Raw genomic sequence first — 23,622 nt, 5'->3', positions numbered from 1 at the left:
CGCTCGTCGGTCCCGGTGGCCGCGGGGGTCCGGCGATCACCGGAGGTCCGATGCCACGAGAAGATCAGGTGTCTGAATTATCACCATATGAGCGGATTATTCTTTCTGCCTTTCCGGTGACCCTCCCGACCCCTCCTGCCCCGCCCTCGCGACGGCCTGGCACCCCGACGGCCCGGCACCCCTACCCGGCCCCGCGACGCCCCGCCCTCGCGACACCCCGGCCGACCCGGCCGCCCGGCGCCGCCGCCTCCACCCGCCCCTTGTCAGTGCCACCCGGCACCATGGGGGCATGGCGCCGAAGACCCACCCCCAGCCGCCCGCCGACCCGCTGGCCGGATTCGCCCCGGCCACCCGGGCGTGGTTCTCGGGCGCCTTCCACGCGCCCACCACCGCCCAGGCCGAGGCCTGGCAGGCCATCGCCGGCGGGACGGACGTCCTGGTGGTGGCCCCCACCGGCTCCGGCAAGACGCTCGCCGCCTTCCTCTCCGCGCTGGACCGCCTGAGCAGCACCCCGCCCCCCGCCGAGCCGAAGCGCCGCTGCCGGGTCCTCTACATCTCGCCGCTCAAGGCCCTCGCCGTCGACGTCGAGCGGAACCTGCGCTCCCCCCTGGCGGGCCTGCGCCAGGCCGCCGTCCGGCTCGGCCTGCCCGAGCCGGACGTCCAGGTCGGCATCCGCTCCGGCGACACCCCCGCCGCCGACCGGCGCCGCTTCACCACCCACCCGCCGGACATCCTGATCACCACCCCCGAGTCGCTCTTCCTGCTGCTCACCTCCGCCGCCCGGGACGCCCTGCGCGGCATCGACACGGTGATCCTGGACGAGGTGCACGCCGTGGCCGGCACCAAGCGCGGCGCCCATCTGGCGCTCTCCCTGGAGCGGCTGGACGAACTGCTGGAGCACCCGGCCCGCCGGATCGGCCTCTCCGCCACCGTCCGGCCGGTCGAGGAGGTGGCCCGCTACCTCAGCCCGCAGCGCGGTGCCACCGTCGTCCAGCCCGCCGGTGCCAAGGAGTTCGACCTCTCGGTGGTCGTCCCCGTCCCGGACCTCGACGACCTGCCGCCCGCCCCCGCCACCGGCGGCGACGCCGACCGGCAGAGCGGCGGAGCCTCGATCTGGCCACACGTCGAGGAGCGGATCGTCGACCTCGTCCAGGCCCACCGCTCGACCATCGTCTTCGCCAACTCCCGCCGGCTCGCCGAGCGGCTCTGCAACCGGCTCAACGAGATCGCCTACGAGCGAGCCGCCGGCGAGCCGCTGCCCGAGGCGCACGCGCCCGCCCAGGTGATGGCCGAGTCCGGCGTCGCCAGGGGCGCCCCGCCGGTGATCGCCCGCGCCCACCACGGCTCGGTCTCCAAGGAGCAGCGCGCCCTGGTCGAGGAGGAGCTGAAGGCCGGCCGGCTGCCCGCCGTGGTCGCCACCTCCAGCCTGGAGCTCGGCATCGACATGGGCGCCGTCGAGCTGGTCGTCCAGGTCGAGTCACCGCCCTCGGTCGCTTCCGGCCTCCAGCGGGTCGGCCGGGCCGGCCACCAGGTCGGCGCCGTCTCCACCGGCGTCTTCTTCCCCAAGTACCGGGGGGACCTGGTGCAGTCCGCCGTGGTCACCGAGCGGATGCGGGCCGGCCGGATCGAGGCGCTGCGCATCCCGCGCAACCCGCTGGACGTGCTCGCCCAGCAGCTCGTCGCCATGACGGCGCTGGACACCTGGCCGGTGGACGACCTGCTCGCACTGGTCCGCCGGGCCGCGCCGTTCGCCACCCTGCCGCAGTCCGCCTTCGACGCCGTGCTGGACATGCTGGCCGGCCGCTACCCCTCGGACGCCTTCGCCGAGCTCCGCCCCCGCCTGGTCTGGGACCGGGTGGCCGGTACCGTCACCGGCCGTCCCGGTGCCCAGCGGCTCGCCGTCACCTCCGGCGGCACGATCCCCGACCGCGGCCTGTTCGGCGTCTTCATCGCCGGCTCCGAGGCGGCCGACTCCAAGGCCGGCCGCAAGGGCACCGGCGGCCGCCGGGTGGGCGAGCTGGACGAGGAGATGGTCTACGAGTCCCGCGTCGGGGACGTCTTCACCCTCGGCACCACCTCCTGGCGGATCGAGGAGATCACCCACGACAAGGTGCTGGTCACCCCCGCGCCCGGGGTCCCCGGCCGGCTCCCGTTCTGGAAGGGCGACACCCTCGGCCGCCCGCTCGAACTCGGCCGCGCGCTCGGCGCGTTCACCCGCGAGCTGGGCGCACTGGAGCCCGCCGCCGCCACCGCCCGGCTCCGGCAGGCCGGCCTGGACGACTGGGCCGCCGGGAACCTGCTCGGCTACCTCACCGAGCAGCGCGCCGCCTGCGGCCACCTCCCGGACGACCGCACCATCGTGGTCGAGCGCTTCCGCGACGAGCTCGGCGACTGGCGGATCGTCATCCACTCCCCCTTCGGCGCCCAGGTGCACGCGCCCTGGGCGCTCGCGATCGGCGCCCGGCTGCGGGAGAAGCACGGTCTGGACCCCCAGGTCATGCACGCCGACGACGGCATCGTGCTCCGCCTCCCCGACGCCGACCTGCTCGACTTCCCGGTGGAGCAGCCGGCGCCGGACGACGCCCCGGTCGGCGCCGACGCCGCCCTGTTCGACTCCGGCGAGATCGAACAGCTCGTCACCGACCAGGTCGGCGGCTCCGCCCTGTTCGCCTCCCGCTTCCGCGAGTGCGCCGGCCGCGCCCTGCTGCTCCCCCGGCGCAGCCCGGGCAAGCGCACCCCGCTCTGGCAGCAGCGCCAGCGATCCGCGCAGCTCCTGGAGGTCGCCTCGGAGTACGGCTCGTTCCCGATCGTCCTGGAGGCCGTCCGGGAGTGCCTCCAGGACGTCTTCGACGTCCCCGGCCTGGTCGAGCTGATGCGGGACCTCGAATCGCGCGCCGTGCGCCTGGTCGAGGTCACCACGCCCGAGCCCTCCCCGTTCGCCCGCTCGCTGCTCTTCGGCTACGTCGCCCAGTTCCTCTACGAGGGGGACTCCCCGCTCGCCGAGCGCCGGGCCGCCGCCCTCGCGCTGGACTCCCGGCTGCTGTCCGAGCTGCTCGGCCAGGCCGAGCTGCGCGAGCTGCTCGACCCGCAGGTCCTGGCCGAGCTGGAGGCGGAGCTCCAGCGGCTCACCCCCGAGCGCCGGGTCAAGGACGGGGAGGGCGTCGCCGACGCCCTGCGGCTGCTCGGTCCGCTCACCGAGGCCGAGCTGACCGCCCGCGGCGCCGAACCGCTCTGGGCCCTGGAGCTCGAAGCCACCCGCCGGGTGATCGCGGTCCGGATCGCCGGCGAGCAGCGCTGGGCCGCCGTCGAGGACGCCGGGCGGCTGCGCGACGCCCTGGGCACCCCCCTGCCGGTCGGCGTCCCGGAGGCCTTCACCGAGCCGGTCAAGGACCCGCTGGGCGACCTCCTCGCCCGGTACGCCCGCACCCACGGCCCGTTCACCGCCGCCGAGGCCGCCGCCCGCTTCGGCCTCGGCAGCGCGGTGGTCGCCGGCACCCTCCAGCGCCTCACCGCCGCCGGGCGGCTGGTCCAGGGCGAGTTCCGCCCGCCGGACGCCCACCCCCTCGTGCCGGACGCCGCACGCCCCGCCTCCACCGACGGCCACCCCGCCGCCGTCGAGTGGTGCGACGCCGAGGTGCTGCGCCGGCTGCGCCGCCGTTCGCTGGCCGCCCTGCGCCAGGAGGTCGAGGCCGTCCCGCCGCGCGCCCTGGCCGCCTTCCTCCCGCAGTGGCAGCACCTGGCCGGCCACCGGCTGCGCGGCCCGGACGGCCTGCTCCGGGTGGTCGAGCAGCTCCAGGGCACCGCCCTGCCCGCCTCCGCCCTGGAGCGGCTGATCCTCCCGGCCCGGCTCGCGGACTACTCCCCCGGCCTGCTGGACGAGTTGACGGCCGCCGGTGAGATCGGCTGGTCCGGCGCCGGCGCCCTGCCCGGCAAGGACGGCTGGATCGGCCTGCACCTCGCCGAGCACGCCCACCTGCTGCGTCCGGAGCCCATCCCGCCCGCCGTCACACCCGTGCACACCGCGCTGCTGGAGGCCCTGGCCGGCGGCTACGGACTCTTCTTCCGCCAGCTGGTCGCCCAGCTCCCCGACACCCCCGAGACCGAGGTCGTCGAGGCCCTCTGGGACCTGGTCTGGGCCGGGTACGTCAGCAACGACACCCTCGCCCCGCTGCGCGCCCTGCTCGGCTCCGGCCGGACGGCCGGCGCGACCGCCCACCGGGCGCCCCGGGCCACCCCGCGCGGGCGCTACGGCGGCGCGGGCCGGGCCTTCGGCCGGGCCGGCGGCACGCTGCGCGGCGGACCGCCGACGGTGGGCGGGCGCTGGTCGCTGCTGCCCGCCTTCGACGCCGACCCGACGGTGCGGGCCACCACCCAGGCCCAGAGCCTGCTGGACCGGCACGGCCTGCTGACCCGGGGCGCGGTGGCGGCCGAGCGGATCCCGGGCGGCTTCGCCGGGGTGTACCGGGTGCTCGCCGCGATGGAGGAGCGCGGCCGGGCCCGCCGGGGGTACTTCGTGGAGGGGTTGGGCGGCGCCCAGTTCGCCATGGACGGCGCCGCCGACCGGCTGCGGTCCGTCAGCGGGCGGCTGGAGCGGACCCGGGCCGCCGAGTGGCCGGCCGGTCCGGCGGCCGAGCCCCCGCAGGTGCTGGTCCTGGCCGCCGCCGACCCGGCGAACGCCTACGGCGCCGCGCTGCCCTGGCCCGACCCGCCGGGCACTGCGGCACCCGGTGCCGAGCGGGCCACCGCGGCCGGGGAGGCGACGAAGGAGACCAAGGAGGCTCGGGAGGCCAGGGCCCACCGCCCCGGCCGCAAGGCCGGCGCCCTGGTGGTGCTGGTCGACGGCGAGCTGAGTCTCTACATCGAGCGGGGCGGCAAGTCCCTGCTGGCCTGGCCCGAGGACGAGGCCACCCTCGCCGCCGCGACGGCCGCGCTGGCCTCGGCGGTCCGCGCGGGGGCGCTCGGCAGCGTCACCGTCGAGCGGGCCAACGGCGTGCCCGCGCTCGGCTCCCCGCTCGGCGCCGCCCTGGAGGAGGCCGGCTTCCACCCCACTCCACGGGGCCTGCGGCTGCGGCCCTGACCCGTCCCGGGCCCCGGGAACGGCGAGCGCCCGCCGCCGGGCACGGCGAAGGCCGCGAGGCGGAGAACCACCTCGCGGCCTTCGCACCGCGTCACTGCGCTCACCCGATCGGAGGCTCTGCCTCCATCCGGGCCCTCGGCTCACCCGTTCGGCGCGGCTCCGGTCCGGTGGACCAGCGGTCCGCGTGCACCGGGATCAGGCCGAGCCCCCACCCGCCGGCCGCGAGCAACCCCAGCGCGGCCCCGTCGGCGGATTGGCCCCGGAGCACCAGCCAGCCGGCGAGAGCGCCCGCCGACATCGGCAGGAGCCTGCGCAGACGCCGGGGAACCAGCTGCCCCAGCCGTATTCGGGCCTCGGCGAACGTCGTAGCTGCCTTCCGCACGACCGGCCTCCTTCGCTCGCCCCGGGCACCAGGCGCCCGGGCGTCGAGGCCAGGTCAGGCGGCGACCACGTCCATCGCGGCGGCCTTGGGCGAGAGGTTCGCCCGGTCGTTGCCGGGGGCGGGCAGCGGTACCGGCTCGAGCACCGGCCTCAGCAGTTCACCTTCGGAGAGGCTGGACATCGCCGCAAGTTCGGCGAGCGAGAGTTCGTCACTGACCTCGCGCATGACCTCGGACATTCGAACGTCGAGTGCGTCGCAGATCGCGGAGAGCAGCTCCGAGGAGGCCTCCTTCTGTCCCCGCTCGACCTCGGAGAGGTAACCGAGCGAAACCCTGGCTGCTGCCGACACCTCGCGAAGTGTGCGGCCCTGGCGCTGGCGCTGCCGACGCAGTACATCGCCCAGTAGGCGACGGAGCAGGATCATCGGTGCCTCCCTCCTCGGACTGCGGATCGAGATGTCACGCCCCCACCGTACCGCCTTGCCCGCTTCGCGTGCGGGGACCATGGTCGTGTTCACTCTGGGCTGCAAGGCTGTCCCCTCCCCTGTTTCGGTGTCGCACCCCGGCCTGCGGGCACCTCGTCGTACCCTCCGTGCGGCACCGGGTCACCGCCGCGCCACTCGTTCGCCACCTGGTTTCTGCCCCAGGACCTCCGATGTAACACGATCCTCCGTCGACCTCATCCCCGTACGCCGGTTCGGCAGATCTCGGTTCGGTGGAGATCTGCGCCGACGGACCGGTCCGGACACCGGGGGCGGAGCCTTCGACGGTGCGGGCCGGGCGGCGGGCACCGAGGGTGAGCAGCTGGTCAGTGCGTGGACGCACCGGACGGGAGCCGCCCGACGAGCAGCTCCAGAGCGGCGGTCACCGCTCCGTGACGGATTGTGGCACGGTCCCCCGACAGTCGCGGCGAACTGACCCGACTTCCCCCCGGACCGGCCAGTGCGAGGTGTACCGTGCCCACCGGCTGTCCGTCCTGCGGATCCGGGCCGGCCACTCCGGTGGTCGCGAGCCCGTACGTGGCCCCCAGCAGCCGGCGCACGCCCTCGGCCATCTGCCGGGCCACCAGCGGGTGGACCGGCCCGTGCACGGCCAGCAGCCCCTCGTCGACGCCGAGCACCGAGGCCTTCAGCTCGGTCGCGTACGCGGTGACCGAGCCGCGGAAGGTCGCGGACGCCCCGGGGACGTCGACCAGCGCGGCGGCCAGCAGCCCGCCGGTGAGCGACTCGGCGACCGCCAGCGTGGCACCCTCCCCGCGCAGCGCGGCGTGCGCCTTCAGCGCCGCGGCCCCGTAGTCGGCTGCGAAGTCGCCCGCTCCGGAGTTGTCCGCTCCGACGTTGTCAGCTCCGACGTTGTCAGCTCCGACGTCGCCCGCTCCGACGTTGTCCGCTCCGAACCCCACCCCGTCCGCCTCCCTCACCGGCCGGCGCGCTCCGCGGCCAGCCCCTCACGGCGCAGGCGCAGCGCCTGCCCGACGTAGTCCAGCGCCGTCCCGACGGTGAGCAGCACCGCGAGCGCCATCAGCACGGCCCGCGCGGTGGCCAGCCAGCCGGTCAGCTCCAGGACGTACATGCCCACCGCGATGCCCTGGGTGAGCGTCTTCAGCTTGCCGCCCCGGCTGGCCGGGATGACCCCGTACCGGATCACCCAGAACCGCATGACGGTGATGCCCAGCTCGCGGGCCAGGATGACGACGGTGACCCACCACGGCAGGTCGCCCAGCACCGAGAGGCCGATCAGCGCCGAGCCCATGATCGCCTTGTCGGCGATCGGGTCGGCGATCTTCCCGAAGTCGGTGACCAGGCCCTTGCGGCGGGCCAGCTCGCCGTCGAACAGGTCGGTGATCATCGCGACCGCGAACGAGGCCCAGGCCACCGCGCGCCACTTGGGGTCGTGGCCGCCGTTGGCGAAGAGCAGCGCCACGAAGACCGGCACCAGCAACAGCCGGAGCATCGTGAGCATGTTCGCGATGTTCCAGATTCCCGGCGCCGGCGGGGCCGCGGCCGCCGGTCTGCCCGGGTGAGCCGCGGCCGGAGCGCCGGGCCCCTTGGTCATTCCCCGGCTCCCGGGGCCTGGCCGACCCGGACCTGCTCCAGCGCCTCGGCGATCAGGTCGACGCCCTCGCTGGCGACCACACGGGCCCGGTAGAACCGGCCGACCTGCGGGTCGGCCACTCCGGTGAGCGTGGTGAGGCCGTCCGTCTCGGGGGCCTGGTGGGCGGCGCGGCCCTCGACCAGGTCGCCGTCGACCGACTCGATCAGCACCTCGACCTCGGTCCCGATCCGCTGCTCGGCCCGCTGGGCGGTCATCTCCTCGGCGAGCCTGGAGAGCCGGTTCAGCCGGTCCGCCACCACGTCCTCGGGCAGCTTGCCGTCGAAGGTCGCCGCCTCGGTGCCGTCCTCGTCCGAGTAGCCGAAGACGCCGATCGCGTCGAGGCCGGCGTGCGTGACGAACCGCTCCAGCTCGGCGAAGTCCTCCTCGGTCTCACCGGGGAAGCCGACGATGAAGTTGGAGCGGGCGCCGGCCTGCGGGGCCTTGCCGCGGATGGTCCCGAGCAGCTCCAGGAACTGGTCGGTGGAGCCGAACCGCCGCATCCGGCGCAGCACCGCGGGCGCCGAGTGCTGGAACGAGAGGTCGAAGTAGGGCACCACGTCGGCGGTGCCGGTCATCGCGTCGATCAGCCCCGGCCGCATCTCGGCGGGCTGCAGGTAGGAGACCCGGACGCGTTCGACGCCCTCGATCGCGGAGATCTCGCCGAGCAGCGTCTCCAGCAGCCGGATGTCGCCGAGGTCCTTGCCGTAGGAGGTGTTGTTCTCGCTGACCAGCACCACCTCGCGGACGCCCTGCGCGGCCAGCCACTGGGCCTCCTGCAGCACGTCGGAGGGGCGGCGCGAGATGAACGAGCCGCGGAAGGCCGGGATGGCGCAGAAGGAGCACCGGCGGTCGCAGCCCGAGGCGAGCTTCACCGAGGCGACCGGGTTGTCGTCCAGCCGCTTGCGCAGGGTGCGCGGGCCGGAGGCCGGGGCGAGGCCCTCGGGCAGGTCCTCGGGGGCCCCGTGGCCCGGCAGGGCGACCTCGGCGGCGGCGGCCTGGCGCTCGACCGGGCTCAGCGGCAGCAGCTTGCGGCGGTCGCGCGGCAGGTGCGGGGCGTGGTGGCCGCCGGACAGGATGGTCTGCAGGCGGTCGGAGATGTCGGAGTAGTCGTCGAAGCCGAGCACGCCGTCCGCCTCGGGCAGCGCGTCGGCCAGCTCCTTGCCGTACCGCTCGGCCATACAGCCGACCGCGACGACGGCCTGGGTGCGGCCGTGCCCCTTGAGGTCGTTGGCCTCCAGCAGGGCGTCGACGGAGTCCTTCTTGGCGGCCTCGACGAACCCGCAGGTGTTGACGACGGCCACGTCGGCGTCGGAGGCGTCGTCGACCAGCAGCCAGCCGTCGGCCTCCAGTCGCCCGGCGAGTTCCTCGGAGTCCACCTCGTTGCGGGCGCATCCGAGCGTGACAAGGGCGACAGTACGGCGTTCAGGCATAGGGCCAAGATTAACGCGCGGCCTCCGGTGCCGTTCGCCCCGGAGGCCGCGCGCCTCGGATTACCAGATCTTCACCGGGGCGCACGGCCCCTGCCATCAGCCCGCCTGCGGGTCGCCGGGGGTGTACGTGACGTGCACCACCTGGCCGTTCTTCCCGGCCGGACCGAGATCCTTGCCGTTGACGTACACATGCACGGCACCCGCGTTGCCGATCACCAGCTTGATCTGCTTCGGGTCGGTGAAGGTCTGGTCCTGGCCTTCCTCGATGTTGTTCTGGAACAGGGACTTGCCGCTGCCGTCCAGCGCCGAGACCCAGCTGGTGTCCTTCTCGGCGACCAGCTTCACCGTGACCTTGTCGGCCGGGGCGGCCGCGATCGCCGCGGCGCTGGGCGCCGGGGCCGGCGGCTGGACGCTCGGTGAGGCGACGGGCGCGACCGAGCCGGTGCCGGAACCGCTGGGCAGCGGCGCGCTGGCCGAGCCGGTGGTCGAGCCGCCGGTCTTGCCGCTCACCAGGTTGAAGCCGATCAGGGCGACCACCGCGAAGATCGCGGCCACCATCGCGGCCGTCCAGTTCGGGCGGCCGCGGCCGGGCACCTTGATCGGCCCGCTGTCGATCAGCTGGGTGGGCCGCTTGCCGGCGGGGGCCCCGCCGTGCGCGGCGTCGTACCGGGCGACCAGTGCCTCGCCGTCCACGCCGACCGCCCGGGCGATCGCCCGGATGTGGCCCCGGGCGTAGAAATCGCCACCGCATCGGGCGAAGTCGTCCTCCTCGATGGCATGCACGATCGGCACCCGGACCCGGGTGGCGGTACTCACCTGATCGACCGTGAGTCCGGCGTCGATCCGGGCGACGGACAGCACCCGGCCGATGCTCGGGGCATCGGCCGCGTGGTCCGGCTCGCCGGACAGCTCGGCGGAGGACGGAGCGTTCTCGCGATCGGGGGACTTGCCGATGGTCACGGTGCACGCCTTTCGAGCGGATGGCCACCTGCTGGAGAACAGTCTAGGGGCGGAGGAGGATCGTTTCTCAAGCGGAGCAGGACCGAATGCGCACGCCCATCCGGGCACGGTTCCGATCGTCCACTGACCGACAGTCAGGACGGGGGCCGACGAACCCGGAGGCCGCTCTTGCGCCCTGTGACGCGGTGCACGTTCGATCGGTTCCGCGCACCGCGCCTACCCTCCTCCGAACGAGTGAACACCCGCAAGGGCACGCACCGTCCGGGGCGGCCGGTCAGCCCCGGATGGCGATGAGCACGCCGTCCAGCTCGTCCGGTTTCACCAGGACGTCGCGGGCCTTGGAGCCCTCGCTCGGGCCGACGATCCCGCGCGACTCCATCAGGTCCATCAGCCGGCCCGCCTTGGCGAAACCGACCCGCAGCTTGCGCTGGAGCATCGAGGTGGAGCCGAACTGGGTGGAGACGACCAGCTCGGCGGCCTGGATCAGCAGGTCCAGATCGTCGCCGATCTCCTCGTCGATCTCCTTCTTCGGCCCGCCGCCGACCGTCACGTCGTCCCGGTAGACCGCCGTCAGCTGATCCTTGCAGTGCTGGACGACGGCGGCGATCTCGGCCTCGGTGACGAACGCGCCCTGCATCCGGACGGGCTTGCTCGCGCCCATCGGGAGGAAGAGCGCGTCGCCCTTGCCGATCAGCTTCTCTGCGCCGGGCTGGTCGAGGATGACCCGGGAGTCGGCCATCGCCGAGGTGGCGAAGGCCAGCCGGGACGGCACGTTGGCCTTGATCAGACCGGTGACCACGTCCACCGAGGGCCGCTGGGTGGCCAGCACCAGGTGGATGCCGGCGGCGCGGGCCAGCTGGGTGATCCGGACCACCGAGTCCTCGACGTCGCGCGGGGCGACCATCATCAGGTCGGCCAGCTCGTCGACGATCACCAGCAGGTACGGGTACGGGGTCAGCTCGCGCTCGCTGCCCAGCGGGGCGGTCACCTTGCCGGCCTTCACCGCCGCGTTGAAGTCGTCGACGTGCCGGAAGCCGAACGCGGCCAGGTCGTCGTAGCGCAGGTCCATCTCGCGCACCACCCACTGGAGGGCCTCGGCGGCCTTCTTGGGGTTGGTGATGATCGGCGTGATCAGGTGCGGGATGCCCTCGTACGCGGTCAGCTCGACCCGCTTGGGGTCGACCAGCACCATCCGGACCTCGTCCGGGGTGGCCCGCGCCAGGATCGAGGTGATCAGGCAGTTGATGCAGGACGACTTGCCGGCGCCGGTCGCGCCGGCCACCAGGATGTGCGGCATCTTGGCGAGGTTGGCCATCACGGTGTGGCCCTCGACGTCCTTGCCCATCCCGACCACCATCGGGTGGGTGTCCTCGGCGGCCGTGCGCGAGCGCAGCAGGTCCCCGAGGTTGACCATCTCGCGGTCCCGGTTGGGGATCTCGATGCCGACCGCGGACTTCCCCGGGATCGGGCTGATGATCCGCACGTCCGGGCTGGCCACCGCGTACGCGATGTTCTTGGCGAGCGCGGTGATCCGCTCCACCTTGACGGCCGGGCCCAGCTCGACCTCGTAGCGGGTGACCGTCGGCCCCCGGGTGAAGCCGGTGACCTTGGCGTCCACCTTGAACTCGCCGAAGGTCCCGGTGAGCTGGGCCACCACCTCGTCGTTGAGGGCGCTGCGGGCCTTCGCCGGGCCGCCGCGCTCCAACAGGTCGAGCGGGGGGAGCGCGTAGGTGACGTCGCCGGAGAGCTGGAGCTGCTCCATCCGCACCGGGGCCGGGCCGTGCTCCTCGGGAGCCGCCTGGCCGCCGCTGCGGGCGGGCGGCACGGCGGCCTCCTCCGGCGGGGCGGTGCGGTCCTGCACCTGGTGCATCATGTCCGCCACCGCCGAGGAGGCGGGCACCCCGTAGACCAGCGCGCCGTCCAGGTCCGCGGCGGCCCCGGCGGCCAGGTCGCGGGTGGCGTACGGGTCCACCGGGTCCCCGCCGAACGGGTCCTTCGCGAGCAGGTCGGGGACGCCGGAGGTGAGCTCCGGGTCGTCCAGCTGCTTGCGGCGGCGCCGGCGCCGGCGGGCACCGACCTCGTCCGGCGGAGCGAGACCGTCGATCTCGACGCGGTACGGCAGCGCCGAGGGGTCCGCGTCCTCCGGCGGCTCGGTGGAGAACTCGCGCTCCGGCGCACGCCCCTCGGCGAAGGCGTCCTGCGGGCCGGGCTCGACCACGCCGAGCCGCACCCCGGCGGCGCGCAGCCGTTCGGGGATCCGGTTGACCGGGGTGGCGGTGGTCACCAGCAGGCCGAAGAAGGCCAGCAGCAGGAGCAGCGGCACCGCGAGCGGCGGCCCGGCGGCGGCCATCATCGGGGTGGAGACGGCCCAGCCGACGATCCCGCCGGCCGCCCTTATCCGGGTCGCGCCGCTGCCCATCATGGGCGCGCCGCAGCCGATGTGGACCAGTCCGAGGACGCCGACCACCAGGGCGCTCAGACCGATCATGATCCGCCCGTTGGCCTCCGGCAGCTCCGGGTGGCGCATCAGCCGGACCGCGACCAGGGCCAGCAGGAACGGCACCAGCACGTCCAGCCGGCCGAAGAGCCCGGAGACCACGTTGGTGGCCGCCTCGCCGAGCCAGCCCTGCGGGCTGAACCAGGTGCCGGCGGCGGTGACCAGCGCGAGCGCGAACAGCAGCAGGCCCACGCCGTCCTTGCGGTGCGCCGGGTCGAGGTTCTTGGCGCCGTCGCCGAAGCCGCGGAAGACCGCGCCGACGCTGTGCGCCAGGCCGAGCCAGACGGCCCGGACGGCTCGGAAGAGTATCGGCCTCGGTGCCGGCGGGGCGGGCGGCGCGGGCTTGGCCGCCGCCTTCTTCGCCGGGGCGGCCTTCCTGGCGGCCGCCTTCTTCGCGACCGGCTTGGCCGGAGCCTTCGCCGCGGCCTTCTTGGACGGTCCCGGACTCGGGTTGCGTGCCGCGCTTCCGGGCGTACGTGTGGCCATGGCTCAGCAGCCTACCGGGGCCGACCAGCTGTGCCCACGTGCCGAGCCTGGGCGCCCCGCCGTGTCGCAGACACACCGTCACACCGCCCCGGTTTCACCCGGACGGGTGCGCGCGGGCGGCCGCTACTCCACCCCAGGACGCAACGCGTCCAGGGCCCGCCGCAGACCCGCCAGCTTGCGCTCCAGATGCGCCGCGGTGGCGGCGACCCCGCCGTCCTCGGTGCCGTCCAGCTGCTTGACGAGCGCCTCGGCCTGCTCCTCCACCGACGCCAGCCGCGCCGACAGCTCGCCGAGCAGCGCACCGCCGAGGGCGGGCTGCTCGCCGCCCGCCTCCAGTTGCAGGCGCAGCAGCGCCGCCTGCTCCTTGAGCTGGCAGTTCTTCATGTAGAGGTCGACGAAGACCGAGACCTTGGCGCGCAGCACCCACGGGTCGAAGGGCTTGGAGATGTAGTCCACCGCGCCCGCCGCGTAGCCGCGGAAGGTGTGGTGCGGCCCGTGGTTGAGCGCGGTCAGGAAGATGATCGGGATGTCCCGGGTGCGCTCGCGCCGCTTGATGTGGGCGGCCGTCTCGAAGCCGTCCATCCCGGGCATCTGGACGTCCAGCAGGATCACCGCGAAATCGTCGGTGAGCAGCGCCTTGAGCGCCTCCTCGCCGGAGGCCGCCCGTACCAGCGTCTGGTCCAGCGCCGAGAGGATCGCCTCCAGCGCCAGCAGGTTCTCCGGCCGGTCGTCGACCAGGAGGATCTTCGCCTTCTGCATTACGGCCCGCCCTCCTGTCGCCTGCCTGCCTGGGGAAGGCACTCGCACACTGCCCACCACTACCCCGGTCATGCTAGCCGCACCCCCTCGCCCGGCACACCGCCCCGTCGCAAACCTGGTCCGGGGCAACGCGCACCCAGTGCCCCGGCGCACGCTCACCAGCGAGTCGCCATCCGGTCACTGTTCGCAACGATCGGTGACCCTACCGGGTTCCCGGCCCTCCCCGCCAGCAAAGCACGCCCCGAAAGGCGCGAACCCCGGAGCGGGCTCCGGGGTTCGCGCCCCCACGACCCGGTGGGGTACCGGGCGGCGGGGGGCGGGCCCGGCCGCGGAGGGCCGCGTCAGGACTTCCGCGCCGACAGCCACTCGTGCATCACGGTGAGCAGGTGGTCGGTCTCCACCGGCTTGGTGATGTGGTCGGTGGCACCGGCCTCCAGGGACTTCTCCCGGTCGCCCTTCATCGCCTTGGCGGTCAGCGCGATGATCGGCAGCCCGGCGAACTGCGGCATCCGGCGGATCGCCTCGGTCGTCGCGTAGCCGTCCATCTCCGGCATCATGATGTCCATCAGGACCAGCGCGACGTTCTCGTGCTGCTCCAGCATCTCGATGCCCTCACGGCCGTTCTCGGCGTACAGCACGGTCAGCCCGTGCTGCTCCAGGACGCTGGTGAGCGCGAAGACGTTGCGGACGTCGTCGTCCACGATCAGCACCTGCTGACCGTCGAAGCGGGTGTCCACCCGGGACGGCTGGTGGGCCGCCGGACCGCCGGACGGCAGCCGGCCCTCGATCGGTGCCTCCAGGGCCGCACGACGGCGCTCCACGGCGCCGCGGCGGCGCTCCTCCGCGAGTTCGCGGACCTCCTGGGCCCAGTGGTCCGCCGGGTTCTCGCCGACCGGGACGGGCGTGCCCGCCGGGGTGACGCCGACCGCGGCGCGGATCGTCGGGGCGTTCGGCGCGGACGGCGGCGCGACCTCCCCGCCGTCGGTGCGCAGCGGCAGGTAGAGGGTGAACGTCGAGCCCGCGCCCAGCTCGCTCTCGGCGTGGATCTCGCCGCCGAGCAGCCGGGCGATCTCCCGGCTGATCGAGAGCCCGAGACCGGTGCCGCCGTACTTGCGGCTGGTGGTGCCGTCGGCCTGCTTGAACGCCTCGAAGATCTCCCGCAGCTTGTTCTCCGGGATGCCGATGCCCGTGTCGGAGACCGAGAAGGCGATCAGCGGGTCGTCCGGGCCCTTGATCGCGCCGGCCTCCAGCAGCCGCTCGCGGACGTGCTGCGGGACGTCGGGACCGGCCGGGCTGATCGAGAAGTCCACCGCGCCGGAGTCGGTGAACTTGACCGCGTTGGAGATCAGGTTCCGCAGCACCTGCTGGAGCCGCTGCTCGTCGGTGTGCAGGGTGACCGGCAGCGCCGAGGAGACCCGGACGGCGAAGTCCAGGTTCTTGTCCAGCGCGACCGGCTGGAAGGTGGCCTCCACGTAGTCGACCAGCTGCACCAGGGCGATCCGGGACGGGCGGACGTCCATCTTGCCCGCCTCGACCTTGGAGAGGTCCAGGATGTCGTTGATCAGCTGGAGCAGGTCCGACCCGGCGCCGTGGATGGTGTCGGCGAACTCGACCTGCTTGGGCGAGAGGTTGCCCTCGTTGTTGTCGGAGAGCAGCTTGGCCAGGATCAGCAGCGAGTTGAGCGGGGTCCGCAGCTCGTGCGACATGTTGGCGAGGAACTCGCTCTTGTAGCGGGAGGCCAGGGCGAGTTGCTCGGCGCGCTCCTCCAGGACCTGCCGGGCCTCTTCGATCTCGCTGTTCTTGATCTCGATGTCGCGGTTCTGCTGGGCGAGTTGCTCGGCCTTCTCCTGCAACTCCTCGTTGGTCCGCTCCAGTTCCTCCTGGCGCGCCTCCAACTCGGCCGATCGCATCGAGAGTTCGGCGGTGAGCCGCTGGGACTCCAGCAGCAGGCCCTCGGTCTTGGTGTTGACGCTGATGGTGTTGACCGTGACGCCGATCAGATCGGCGATCTGGTTGAGGAAGTCCAGCGCGACGGTGGTGAAGGAACTGAAGGTGGCCAGCTCGATCACGCCCAGCAGGCGGCCCTCGAACAGCACCGGCAGCACCACGATGTGGGCCGGCGAGGCCTCCCCGAGGCCCGAGGCGATCTTCAGGTACCCGGGCGGGGCCTCCTTGAGGATGATCGAGCGCTTCTCCACCGCCGCCTGGCCGATCAGCGACTCGCCGGGCCGGAAGGTCGTCGGCATCGCCCGCCGCTGGTAGCCGTAGCTGCCGATCAGCCGCAGCACGGTGTCGTTCTCGTCGTCGTCCTCGGTGATCAGCTCGGCGGTCCGGCCGGCCGGCTGGGCCAGGAAGAACGCGCCGTGCTGGGCCGAGACCACCGGGGTCAGCTCGGTCATGATCAGCGAGGCGACCGCCTCCAGGTCCCGACGGCCCTGCAGCAGGCCGGAGATCCGGGCCAGGTTGGTCTTCAGCCAGTCCTGTTCCTGGTTGGTGCGCGTGGTCTCGCGCAGGTTGGCGATCATCTGGTTGATGTTGTCCTTGAGCTCGTCGAGCTCACCGGACGCGTCCACGTCGATCCGCAGCGAGAGGTCGCCCCTGGTCACCGCGGTGGCGACCTGGGCGATCGCGCGCACCTGCCGGGTCAGGTTGTTGGCCAGCTCGTTCACCGACTCGGTGAGGTCCTGCCAGGTGCCGTCCACGCCGGGGACGCGGGCCTGCCCGCCGAGCCGCCCGTCGGTGCCCACCTCGCGGGCCACCCGGGTCACCTCGTCGGCGAACGCCGAGAGCTGGTCGACCATGGTGTTGATGCTGGTCTTGAGCTGCAGGATCTCGCCGCGCGCATCGACGTCGATCTTCTGCGAGAGGTCGCCGCGGGCCACCGCCGTGATCACCAGGGCGATGTTGCGGACCTGCCCGGTGAGGTTGTTGGCCATCAGGTTGACGTTGTCGGTCAGGTCCTTCCAGATCCCGGCCACGCCCGGCACCCCGGCCTGGCCGCCCAGGATGCCGTCGGTGCCGACCTCGCGGGCCACCCGGGTCACCTCCACCGCGAAGGCGGAGAGCTGGTCGACCATCGTGTTCAGGGTGCCGGCCAGCGCGGCGACCTCGCCCTGCGCCTCGATGTCGATCTTCTTGGAGAGGTCACCGCGGGCCACCGCGGTGGCGACCTCGGCGATGTTGCGCACCTGGCTGGTCAGATTGGACGCCATGAAGTTGACGTTGTCGGTCAGGTCCTTCCAGATGCCCGACACCCCGCGGACCCGGGCCTGGCCGCCCAGGATCCCCTCGGTACCCACCTCGCGGGCCACCCGGGTCACCTCGTCGGCGAACGCCGAGAGCTGGTCCACCATGGTGTTGACGGTGGTGACCAGCTCCAGGATCTCGCCGCGGGCGTCGACGGTGATCTTCTTGGAGACGTCGCCGCGCGCGACCGCCGTGGTGACCTCCGCGATGTTGCGCACCTGGCTGGTCAGGTTGTTGGCCATCAGGTTGACGCTGTTGGTCAGGTCCTTCCAGGTGCCGGAGACCCCCGGCACGCTCGCCTGACCGCCGAGGATGCCCTCGGTACCGACGTCCCGGGCGACTCTGGTCACCTCGTCGGCGAAGGCACCCAGCTGGTCCACCATCGTGTTGATGGTGTTCTTCAGCTCCAGGATCTCGCCCCGCGCGTCCACCTGGATCTTCTGCGACAGGTCGCCCTTGGCCACCGCCGTCGTCACCTGCGCGATGTTGCGCACCTGATCGGTGAGGTTGTTCGCCATGAAGTTGACGTTGTCGGTGAGGTCCCGCCAGACCCCGGCGGCGCCCGGCACCTGCGCCTGACCGCCCAGGCGGCCCTCGGTACCGACCTGGCGGGCCACCCGGGTCACCTGCTCGGCGAAGCCGGAGAGCTGGTCCACCATCGTGTTGATGGTGTTCTTCAGCTCCAGGATCTCGCCCCGCGCGTCCACCTCGATCTTCTGCGAGAGGTCCCCGCGCGCGACCGCCGTCGTCACCTGCGCGATGTTGCGCACCTGGCCGGTCAGGTTGTCGGCCATGAAGTTCACCGAGTCGGTGAGGTCCCGCCACACCCCCGCGACGCCCGGGACCTGCGCCTGGCCGCCCAGGCGGCCCTCCGTGCCCACGTCCCGGGCCACCCTGGTGACCTGTGCCGCGAAGCCGTTCAGCTGGTCCACCATGGTGTTCACGGTGTTCTTCAGCTCGAGCATCTCGCCGGCCACCTCGACCGTGACCTTGCGCGAGAGGTCGCCCTTGGCCACCGCCGTGGTCACCTGGGCGATGTTGCGCACCTGCGCGGTCAGCCGGCCGGCCATCGTGTTGACCGAGTCCGCGAGGTCCTTCCAACTGCCCGAGACGCTGCGCACCTTGGCCTGGCCGCCCAGCTTGCCCTCGGTACCGACCTCGATGGCCACCCGGGTCACCTCGTCGGTGAACTCCGACAGCTGGTCCACCAGCCCGTTGACCGTCCGGCCGATCTTCAGGTACTCGCCGCGCAGCGGGTGGCTCACCCCGTTGCTGTGCAGCGAGCGCAGCTCCATCTTCTGGTCCAGGTCGCCCTCGGCGATCGAGGCCAGCACCCGGCCCACCTCGGCCATCGGCCGGGCCAGGTCGTCGATCAGCGCGTTGCAGTTGTCGACGGCCGCCATCCAGGCGCCCTCGCCCGCCCCCGTCTCCAGCCGCTCGTTCAGCCGGCCCTCACGGCCCACCGCGCGCCGGACCCTGGCCAGCTCACCGGTCAGGTGCTGGTTCCGCTCGGCGACCTCGTTGAACACGGCGGCGATCTCGGCCAGCGGACCGTCGCCGGGCACGGTCAGCCGCCGCCGGAAGTTGCCGTCGCGCATCGCGGTCAGCGCGGCCAGCAGCTTGCGCAGCTCCGCCGGCTCGGCTCCGCGGCTGTGGTTCGCTCGCCGGCCGGCCGCGCTCCGCGGCGCGGCCCCGGGCCGCACACCGCGCTGGGCAGGCGGCGTCGTACCGGTTGCGTCCTTGGTGGCCGAACTCAACGGGCCCCTCCCAGATCGTGAACTGTCCGGTGATCCCCCGTGCCCCGTTTTCGGGGCGCGAAGTCACACCGGTCGGCGCTACAGCGTCCCGGTGACCTCGCGGACCACCGGAACCCGCATCGACCGTACTGCTCCCACGGGCGTCACGGACCCCCCAGTCTGGCAGCACCGGCGCCGGGTATACGGCCGGTTGCGCTCGGTTGGTACCGCCCCGACCGAAACAGGTGGGCAGAATCACCCTCAGGTGCCTGTTTCGGCGCCCCGCCCCCACGGGGAACCAACCGGAAAGTAGGGTGGGGCGCTGCACCGGGCCACGACCCGCCCCAGCGCCGCCGCTCACCCCGCCGGCGCCCACGGGGAGGTCGCCGCCGCACCCGGGCAGCCAGGCCAGAGCAGAGGAGAAGTGGCAACGTGGTCACCGCGCGCGCAGCCGCCACCTTCGAACCGGTCGGCCGGTCGGCCTCGGCCGCCCGCTCGTTCGTCCGGGACGCGCTGCTGGGCTGGGGCCTGCCCGAGATCGTCGACGACGCCGTGGTCCTGGTCAGCGAACTCGTCACCAACGCCGTGGTGCACGCCGGCACCGCCGCCGAGGTCTGCTGCCTGCGCGAGGAGGAGACCGTCCGGATCGAGGTCACCGACCACCACCCCGAGCGCGGCCTGCCGTCCTTCGCCGACGTCCCCGTCACCGCCTCCGAGCGCTACGCCGACCCCGACGGCGAAGGCGGCCGCGGCCTGTTGATGTGCTCCGCCCTCGCCGAACGCTGGGGCGTCGAGTACTCCGCCGGCCGCAAGACCGTCTGGTTCCGGCTCGCCCTGCCCGCCCACGTCACCGGCACCCGCTACGCCGTCCCCGCCACCCCGGGCAGCGAACTGCCCAGCAGCGCCGGACCGGTCCACGTCGCCGTCGTCCAGCTCGACGACGACGGCCGCGTGCTCGCCTGGAACCCGGACGCCGAGGCGCTCTTCCAGCACCCCGCCGACACCGTGCTCGGCCGCCCCTGGGCCGACCTCGCCGTCTGGCCGCAGGGCCCCGGCACCGGGCTCGGGCTGGCCGCGACGCTGCGGCTGGCCCGCTGGGAGGGCAGCTACGGCCTGCGCCACGCCGACGGCCGGACCGTCGAGGTCTACGGCCTGCAGGTCCGCATCCGCGACGCCGTGGGCGTCCCGTCCACGCTCTGCCTGCTCGTCCTCGAACCCGACCGCGCGGTGCTCCGCTCGCCCGCCCGGGCGCTGCCCGGCGACAAGCCCGACCCGACCGGCTCCCGGCTGGACCTGCTCGCCGGTCCCACCGCCACCGACGACCTGGACACCCTGCTCCAGCGCACCGTCGAACGCGCCCGCGACCTGCTCGACGGCGACGCCGCCTACCTGCTGCTCACCACCGACGACGAGACCGAGTTCGAGGTCCGGGCCGCCACCGGCCTCACCTCCGGCCACCGCCGCCACACCCGCTTCCCGGTCGGCACCGGCAACCGCTACGACTCCGCCCGCCTGCCGTCCGTCCACGAGGACCTCGCCACCCGGCCGACCGGTCTGCCGGTGCTCAGCGACAGCGGCATGCGCTCGCTGCTCACCGTCCCGCTCAAGGTCGAGGGCCGACTGATCGGCTCGCTGGGCATCGCCGCCGCCGCGCCCGGCCGCTACGACAACGAGGACGCGCTGCGCCTGCAGTTCGCCGCCGACCGGGTCGCCCTGGCCATCGAGAGCACCCGGCTGACCGAGCTCGAACGGCTGCGCCGCGGCTCGCTCTCCTTCCTGGTCGAGGCCTCCGACCTGCTGGCCGGCACGCTGGAACACGAGCAGACGCTCGCCCTGATGGCGCAGATGGCCGTCCCCACTCTCGCCTCCTGGTGCGCCGTGTACACCAACGGCGACCACGGCGCCCCGGCCTCCCTCGCCTTCGTGCTGCACGAGGACGAGGACCGCATCGACCCGCTGCGCGCCCTGCTCGACAAGACACCCGCCCCGGACTCCGGACCCACTCACGGCGCCCGCTTCTGGGCGGCGCCGGCCGAGACCGCGCGGACCGGCGGGCTTTCCGCGAACCCCGAGCTCTCCGGCCTGCTCGGTGAGACGGTGGTCCTGCCGCTGGCCGCCCGCAACCGGGTCATCGGCCTGCTCGCGCTCGGCGTCCCGGCCGGCGTCCGGTTCCGCCAGGAGATCCTGGAACTCGCCGAGGACCTCTCCCGGCGGGCCGCCCTCGCGCTCGACAACTCCCGCCTCTACTCCGAGCGCACCGCCACCAGCCAGGCGCTGCAGCGCAGCCTGCTCCCCCCGGACCTGCCCGAGATCCCGGGCGTCGAGGTGGACGTGTACTACCAGGCCGCCGGCGAGGGCAACGAGGTCGGCGGCGACTTCTACGACCTCTTCACCATCCGCGAGGGCACCTACGGCTTCGCCATCGGCGACGTCTGCGGCACCGGTCCCGAGGCCGCCTCCGTCACCGGCCTGGCCCGGCACTCGCTGCGGCTGCTCGCCCGCGAGGGACTGGACGCCCCGCAGGTTCTCAGCAGGCTCAACGCGGCCATCCTGGACGAGGGTTCGCGCAGCCGCTTCCTCACCCTGCTCTACGGCGAGCTCACCCCCCGACCGGACGGCAGCACCGAACTGTCCATGGTCTGCGCCGGCCACCCGCTGCCGCTGCGGCTGCGCACCGACGGCCAGGTCGACCGGGCCGCCACCCCGCAGCCGCTGCTCGGCGTGATGGAGGAACTCGACCTGACCGCGGAGCACTTGGTACTCTCCCCCGGCGAGGTCCTGCTCTGCGTCACCGACGGCGTGACCGAACGCCGCGAGGGGTCGCGGATGCTGGGCGACGACGGCCTGGCCGAGGTGCTCACCGGCTGTACCGGGCTGACGGCCGGTGCGGTCGCCCTGCGCGTGCAGCGGGCGGTCGAACGCTTCGCGCCGGAGCCGCCGTCCGACGACATGGCGATCCTCACCCTGCGCGTCCCCACCCAGCGCCCGGGCTGACCGAGTCTGCTCACCCAGGGTCCAACCATGAGCGTTCCACAGCTGACGACGCCACAAATTGTGTGATTCACAAGGGTACAAGCTGGTCCGGCCGGGTACACCGATCTCACCGGGGAATCCCCCGGCGGGGACACGACCAGCAGTTCTTCACGCTGGCCCATCATTCTGACCGCAGCCGTCGCACCCTCCTGTGGTGCGCCCTCGGCGCGGTCGCGCGCATCCACCTCATCGAACATCCTCCTGCGGTTCACAGCGCCCTGCGCGCGCCCAGAGTGAAAGGAGCCTCCGGTGAGCAACGAAGCTACCGGGGCACTGAACGCCCGCTCCTCCGGAGCCGACGCGGGGAACCTCGGTTACCTCGCCCTCGGCCTGACCCTCCTCGCCTACGGCCTCCTCTCCACTGGCATCTTCAGTGGCACCGGGGTCGGGGACTCCGCCCGTCTCGCCCACCTCCTCGGCGGCCTCACCCTGTTCATCGCCGGCCTCTGGCAGCTCCGGGCCGGCGAGGGCTTCACCGGCACGGCCTTCACCAGCCTGGGCGCCTTCTGGGCCACCTGGTCGGCCGCCGGCGGGGCCGGCAAGAACGCGGCAGGCCTGTTCCTGCTGCTCTGGGCCCTGCTCGCGCTCACCCTCACCGCCGCGAGCTGGAAGGCGGGCTGGTTCAGCCGAGCGGTGTACGGCCTGCTGACCGTCTCCCTGGTGCTCTCCGCCATCGCGACCTTCGCCACCTCCGGCGGGCTCGCCAAGTTCGCCGGCTGGGTCGCCGCGGCCTCGGGGCTGGTCGCCTGGTACTGGGCCACCGCGGCCATGACCAACAGCGCGTGGGGCCGGGTGGCGCTGCCGGTCAAGTAACACCCGACGCGCGAACGCCGGTGGGCCGGACCTCCCCGGAAAGGGAGATCCGGCCCACCGGCCCGTGGTGCTCGCGCCCCGGTCAGCTCCCGGTGGTGACGTGCTCCCCGGCCTGGGCTCCGGCCACCGCGGCGTCCGGAGCGGACGACGCCCGGCGGGCCCGCCGGCGGCCGCAGGCCGCCTGGACCGCGTACGCGAAGAGCAGGATCACCACGGCCACCAGGCCGTCCGCCCAGAAGTGGTTGGCCGTGACCACCACCACCGCGACAGTCAGCACCGGGTGCAGGACCACCAGCCAGCGCAGCGGGCTCGACGACACCCTGATCACCGCGACCGCCGCCAGCACGCACCAGGCCACGTGCACCGACGGCATCGCCGACAGCTGGGCGACCTTGACCATCCCGCCGACCGCGCCGCCGTACACCGACTGCCCGTACTCCGCCGCGACGTCGACGAACCCCTCCTGCGGCAGCATCCGGGGCGGCGCCACCGGGATGAACTGCACCGCCAGGCAGATCGCCGTCGTGATCACGACCGTGTTCCGCACCCACGGGTAGCGGGCCCGGTGCCGCACGAAGACCCAGAGCAGCACCGCGATCATCACGGTGAAGTGCATCGACGCGTAGTAGTAGTTCGCCGCCTTCACCACGGCCGGACACGAGGTCACGGCAGCCTGCCAGGAGGCCTCGTCCGGCAGGCCGATCGCCAGCTCCGTCCGGTGGATCCAGCTCGCCCGGTCCAGCGCGTGCTCGGCGCTCATCAGCGAGAGGTGCCCCACCAGCTGCCAGAGCGCGAACAGCGCCAGCAAGGTGCCGGCCTCCCGCAGCAGCGCCGACAGCGGTGCGCGCCGCACCCGGGCGGCCGCGTACGCGCCTCCGTAGAGAGCGACCGCGGCGCCCCCGGCGGACTGCCAGGTAAGAGTCAGGTTCTGCAACGGTTCGCGCCTCTCCACCGAGCGGGTTGTGCTGGGGAGACGTTAACGCAAAAAGACCCCCTCCCGAACGGGAGGGGGTCTTTTTGGAATGATTGTTCGGCGGCGTCCTACTCTCCCACAGGGTCCCCCCTGCAGTACCATCGGCGCTGTGAGGCTTAGCTTCCGGGTTCGGAATGT

General features: G+C 73.2%; 13 protein-coding genes and 1 rRNA gene. 3 read left to right on the top strand and 11 right to left on the bottom strand.

Features of this window, described 5'->3' with window-relative positions; all coding sequences use genetic code 11:
- Window positions 1-289 precede the first annotated feature (289 nt).
- Window positions 290-5,077, top strand: coding sequence for an ATP-dependent helicase (locus ACZ4UX_RS24705; RefSeq protein ID WP_465708262.1), 4,788 nt, complete (start codon window positions 290-292; stop codon window positions 5,075-5,077).
- A 100-nt stretch (window positions 5,078-5,177) separates the two neighbouring features.
- Here the strand turns inward: ACZ4UX_RS24705 and ACZ4UX_RS24700 are convergent, their stop codons facing one another.
- The 9 genes from ACZ4UX_RS24700 to ACZ4UX_RS24660 form a co-directional block, all read right to left on the bottom strand.
- A complete protein-coding gene (locus tag ACZ4UX_RS24700; protein WP_465708261.1) occupies window positions 5,178-5,459 on the bottom strand; it encodes a hypothetical protein in 282 nt (93 codons plus the stop codon).
- Between the two features lie 54 nt (window positions 5,460-5,513).
- Window positions 5,514-5,882, bottom strand: a complete 369-nt coding sequence (locus ACZ4UX_RS24695; RefSeq protein ID WP_329489809.1) for a helix-turn-helix domain-containing protein — start codon at window positions 5,880-5,882, stop codon at window positions 5,514-5,516.
- Window positions 5,883-6,265: 383 nt separating this feature from the next.
- The gene (locus ACZ4UX_RS24690; RefSeq protein ID WP_329492264.1) at window positions 6,266-6,736 is read right to left on the bottom strand and encodes a CinA family protein; all 471 of its coding nucleotides are present in this window, start codon (window positions 6,734-6,736) and stop codon (window positions 6,266-6,268) included.
- Between the two features lie 137 nt (window positions 6,737-6,873).
- On the bottom strand, window positions 6,874-7,512 hold the full coding sequence (gene pgsA, locus ACZ4UX_RS24685; protein ID WP_465708260.1) for a CDP-diacylglycerol--glycerol-3-phosphate 3-phosphatidyltransferase: 639 nt from the start codon (window positions 7,510-7,512) through the stop codon (window positions 6,874-6,876).
- Window positions 7,509-8,981 carry a 30S ribosomal protein S12 methylthiotransferase RimO gene (rimO, locus tag ACZ4UX_RS24680; RefSeq protein ID WP_329489807.1) on the bottom strand — a complete coding sequence of 491 codons (1,473 nt, stop codon included), beginning with the start codon at window positions 8,979-8,981 and terminating at the stop codon, window positions 7,509-7,511. Before rimO ends, pgsA begins: the two co-directional genes overlap by 4 nt.
- A gap of 96 nt (window positions 8,982-9,077) precedes the next feature.
- Window positions 9,078-9,941 (bottom strand): helix-turn-helix domain-containing protein, encoded by an 864-nt coding sequence (locus ACZ4UX_RS24675; RefSeq protein ID WP_352297597.1) that lies wholly within the window; start codon window positions 9,939-9,941, stop codon window positions 9,078-9,080.
- 274 nt (window positions 9,942-10,215) lie between these two features.
- Window positions 10,216-12,924, bottom strand: coding sequence for a DNA translocase FtsK (locus tag ACZ4UX_RS24670; protein WP_465708259.1), 2,709 nt, complete (start codon window positions 12,922-12,924; stop codon window positions 10,216-10,218).
- A 123-nt stretch (window positions 12,925-13,047) separates the two neighbouring features.
- On the bottom strand, window positions 13,048-13,683 hold the full coding sequence (locus ACZ4UX_RS24665; RefSeq protein WP_329489804.1) for a response regulator: 636 nt from the start codon (window positions 13,681-13,683) through the stop codon (window positions 13,048-13,050).
- Between the two features lie 341 nt (window positions 13,684-14,024).
- Window positions 14,025-18,686 (bottom strand): HAMP domain-containing protein, encoded by a 4,662-nt coding sequence (locus ACZ4UX_RS24660; RefSeq protein WP_465708258.1) that lies wholly within the window; start codon window positions 18,684-18,686, stop codon window positions 14,025-14,027.
- A gap of 411 nt (window positions 18,687-19,097) precedes the next feature.
- Here ACZ4UX_RS24660 and ACZ4UX_RS24655 point away from each other — a divergent pair, with 411 nt between their 5' ends.
- The gene (locus ACZ4UX_RS24655; protein ID WP_380393229.1) at window positions 19,098-21,659 is read left to right on the top strand and encodes a SpoIIE family protein phosphatase; all 2,562 of its coding nucleotides are present in this window, start codon (window positions 19,098-19,100) and stop codon (window positions 21,657-21,659) included.
- A 288-nt stretch (window positions 21,660-21,947) separates the two neighbouring features.
- A complete protein-coding gene (locus ACZ4UX_RS24650) occupies window positions 21,948-22,511 on the top strand; it encodes an acetate uptake transporter (RefSeq protein ID WP_465708257.1) in 564 nt (187 codons plus the stop codon).
- Window positions 22,512-22,593: 82 nt separating this feature from the next.
- On the opposite strand, the gene ACZ4UX_RS24645 is transcribed toward ACZ4UX_RS24650, so the two are convergent.
- Both ACZ4UX_RS24645 and rrf read right to left on the bottom strand, forming a co-directional pair.
- A complete protein-coding gene (locus ACZ4UX_RS24645) occupies window positions 22,594-23,463 on the bottom strand; it encodes a phosphatase PAP2 family protein (RefSeq protein ID WP_465708256.1) in 870 nt (289 codons plus the stop codon).
- A 76-nt stretch (window positions 23,464-23,539) separates the two neighbouring features.
- A 5S ribosomal RNA gene (gene rrf / locus ACZ4UX_RS24640) occupies window positions 23,540-23,622 on the bottom strand; the annotation flags it as partial.

This window comes from Kitasatospora sp. NPDC028961 (assembly GCF_055564815.1).
This window is presented reverse-complemented; position numbering and strand designations above follow the sequence as displayed.

What these genes read in the sequence shown, in the direction of transcription:
- ACZ4UX_RS24705 (WP_465708262.1), top strand. Translation starts at nt 290, where the DNA reads ATGGCGCCGAAGACCCACCCCCAGCCGCCCGCCGACCCGCTGGCCGGA.
- ACZ4UX_RS24695 (WP_329489809.1), bottom strand. Translation starts at nt 5,882, where the DNA reads ATGATCCTGCTCCGTCGCCTACTGGGCGATGTACTGCGTCGGCAGCGC.
- ACZ4UX_RS24665 (WP_329489804.1), bottom strand. Translation starts at nt 13,683, where the DNA reads ATGCAGAAGGCGAAGATCCTCCTGGTCGACGACCGGCCGGAGAACCTG.
- rimO (WP_329489807.1), bottom strand. Translation starts at nt 8,981, where the DNA reads ATGCCTGAACGCCGTACTGTCGCCCTTGTCACGCTCGGATGCGCCCGC.
- ACZ4UX_RS24670 (WP_465708259.1), bottom strand. Translation starts at nt 12,924, where the DNA reads ATGGCCACACGTACGCCCGGAAGCGCGGCACGCAACCCGAGTCCGGGA.
- pgsA (WP_465708260.1), bottom strand. Translation starts at nt 7,512, where the DNA reads ATGACCAAGGGGCCCGGCGCTCCGGCCGCGGCTCACCCGGGCAGACCG.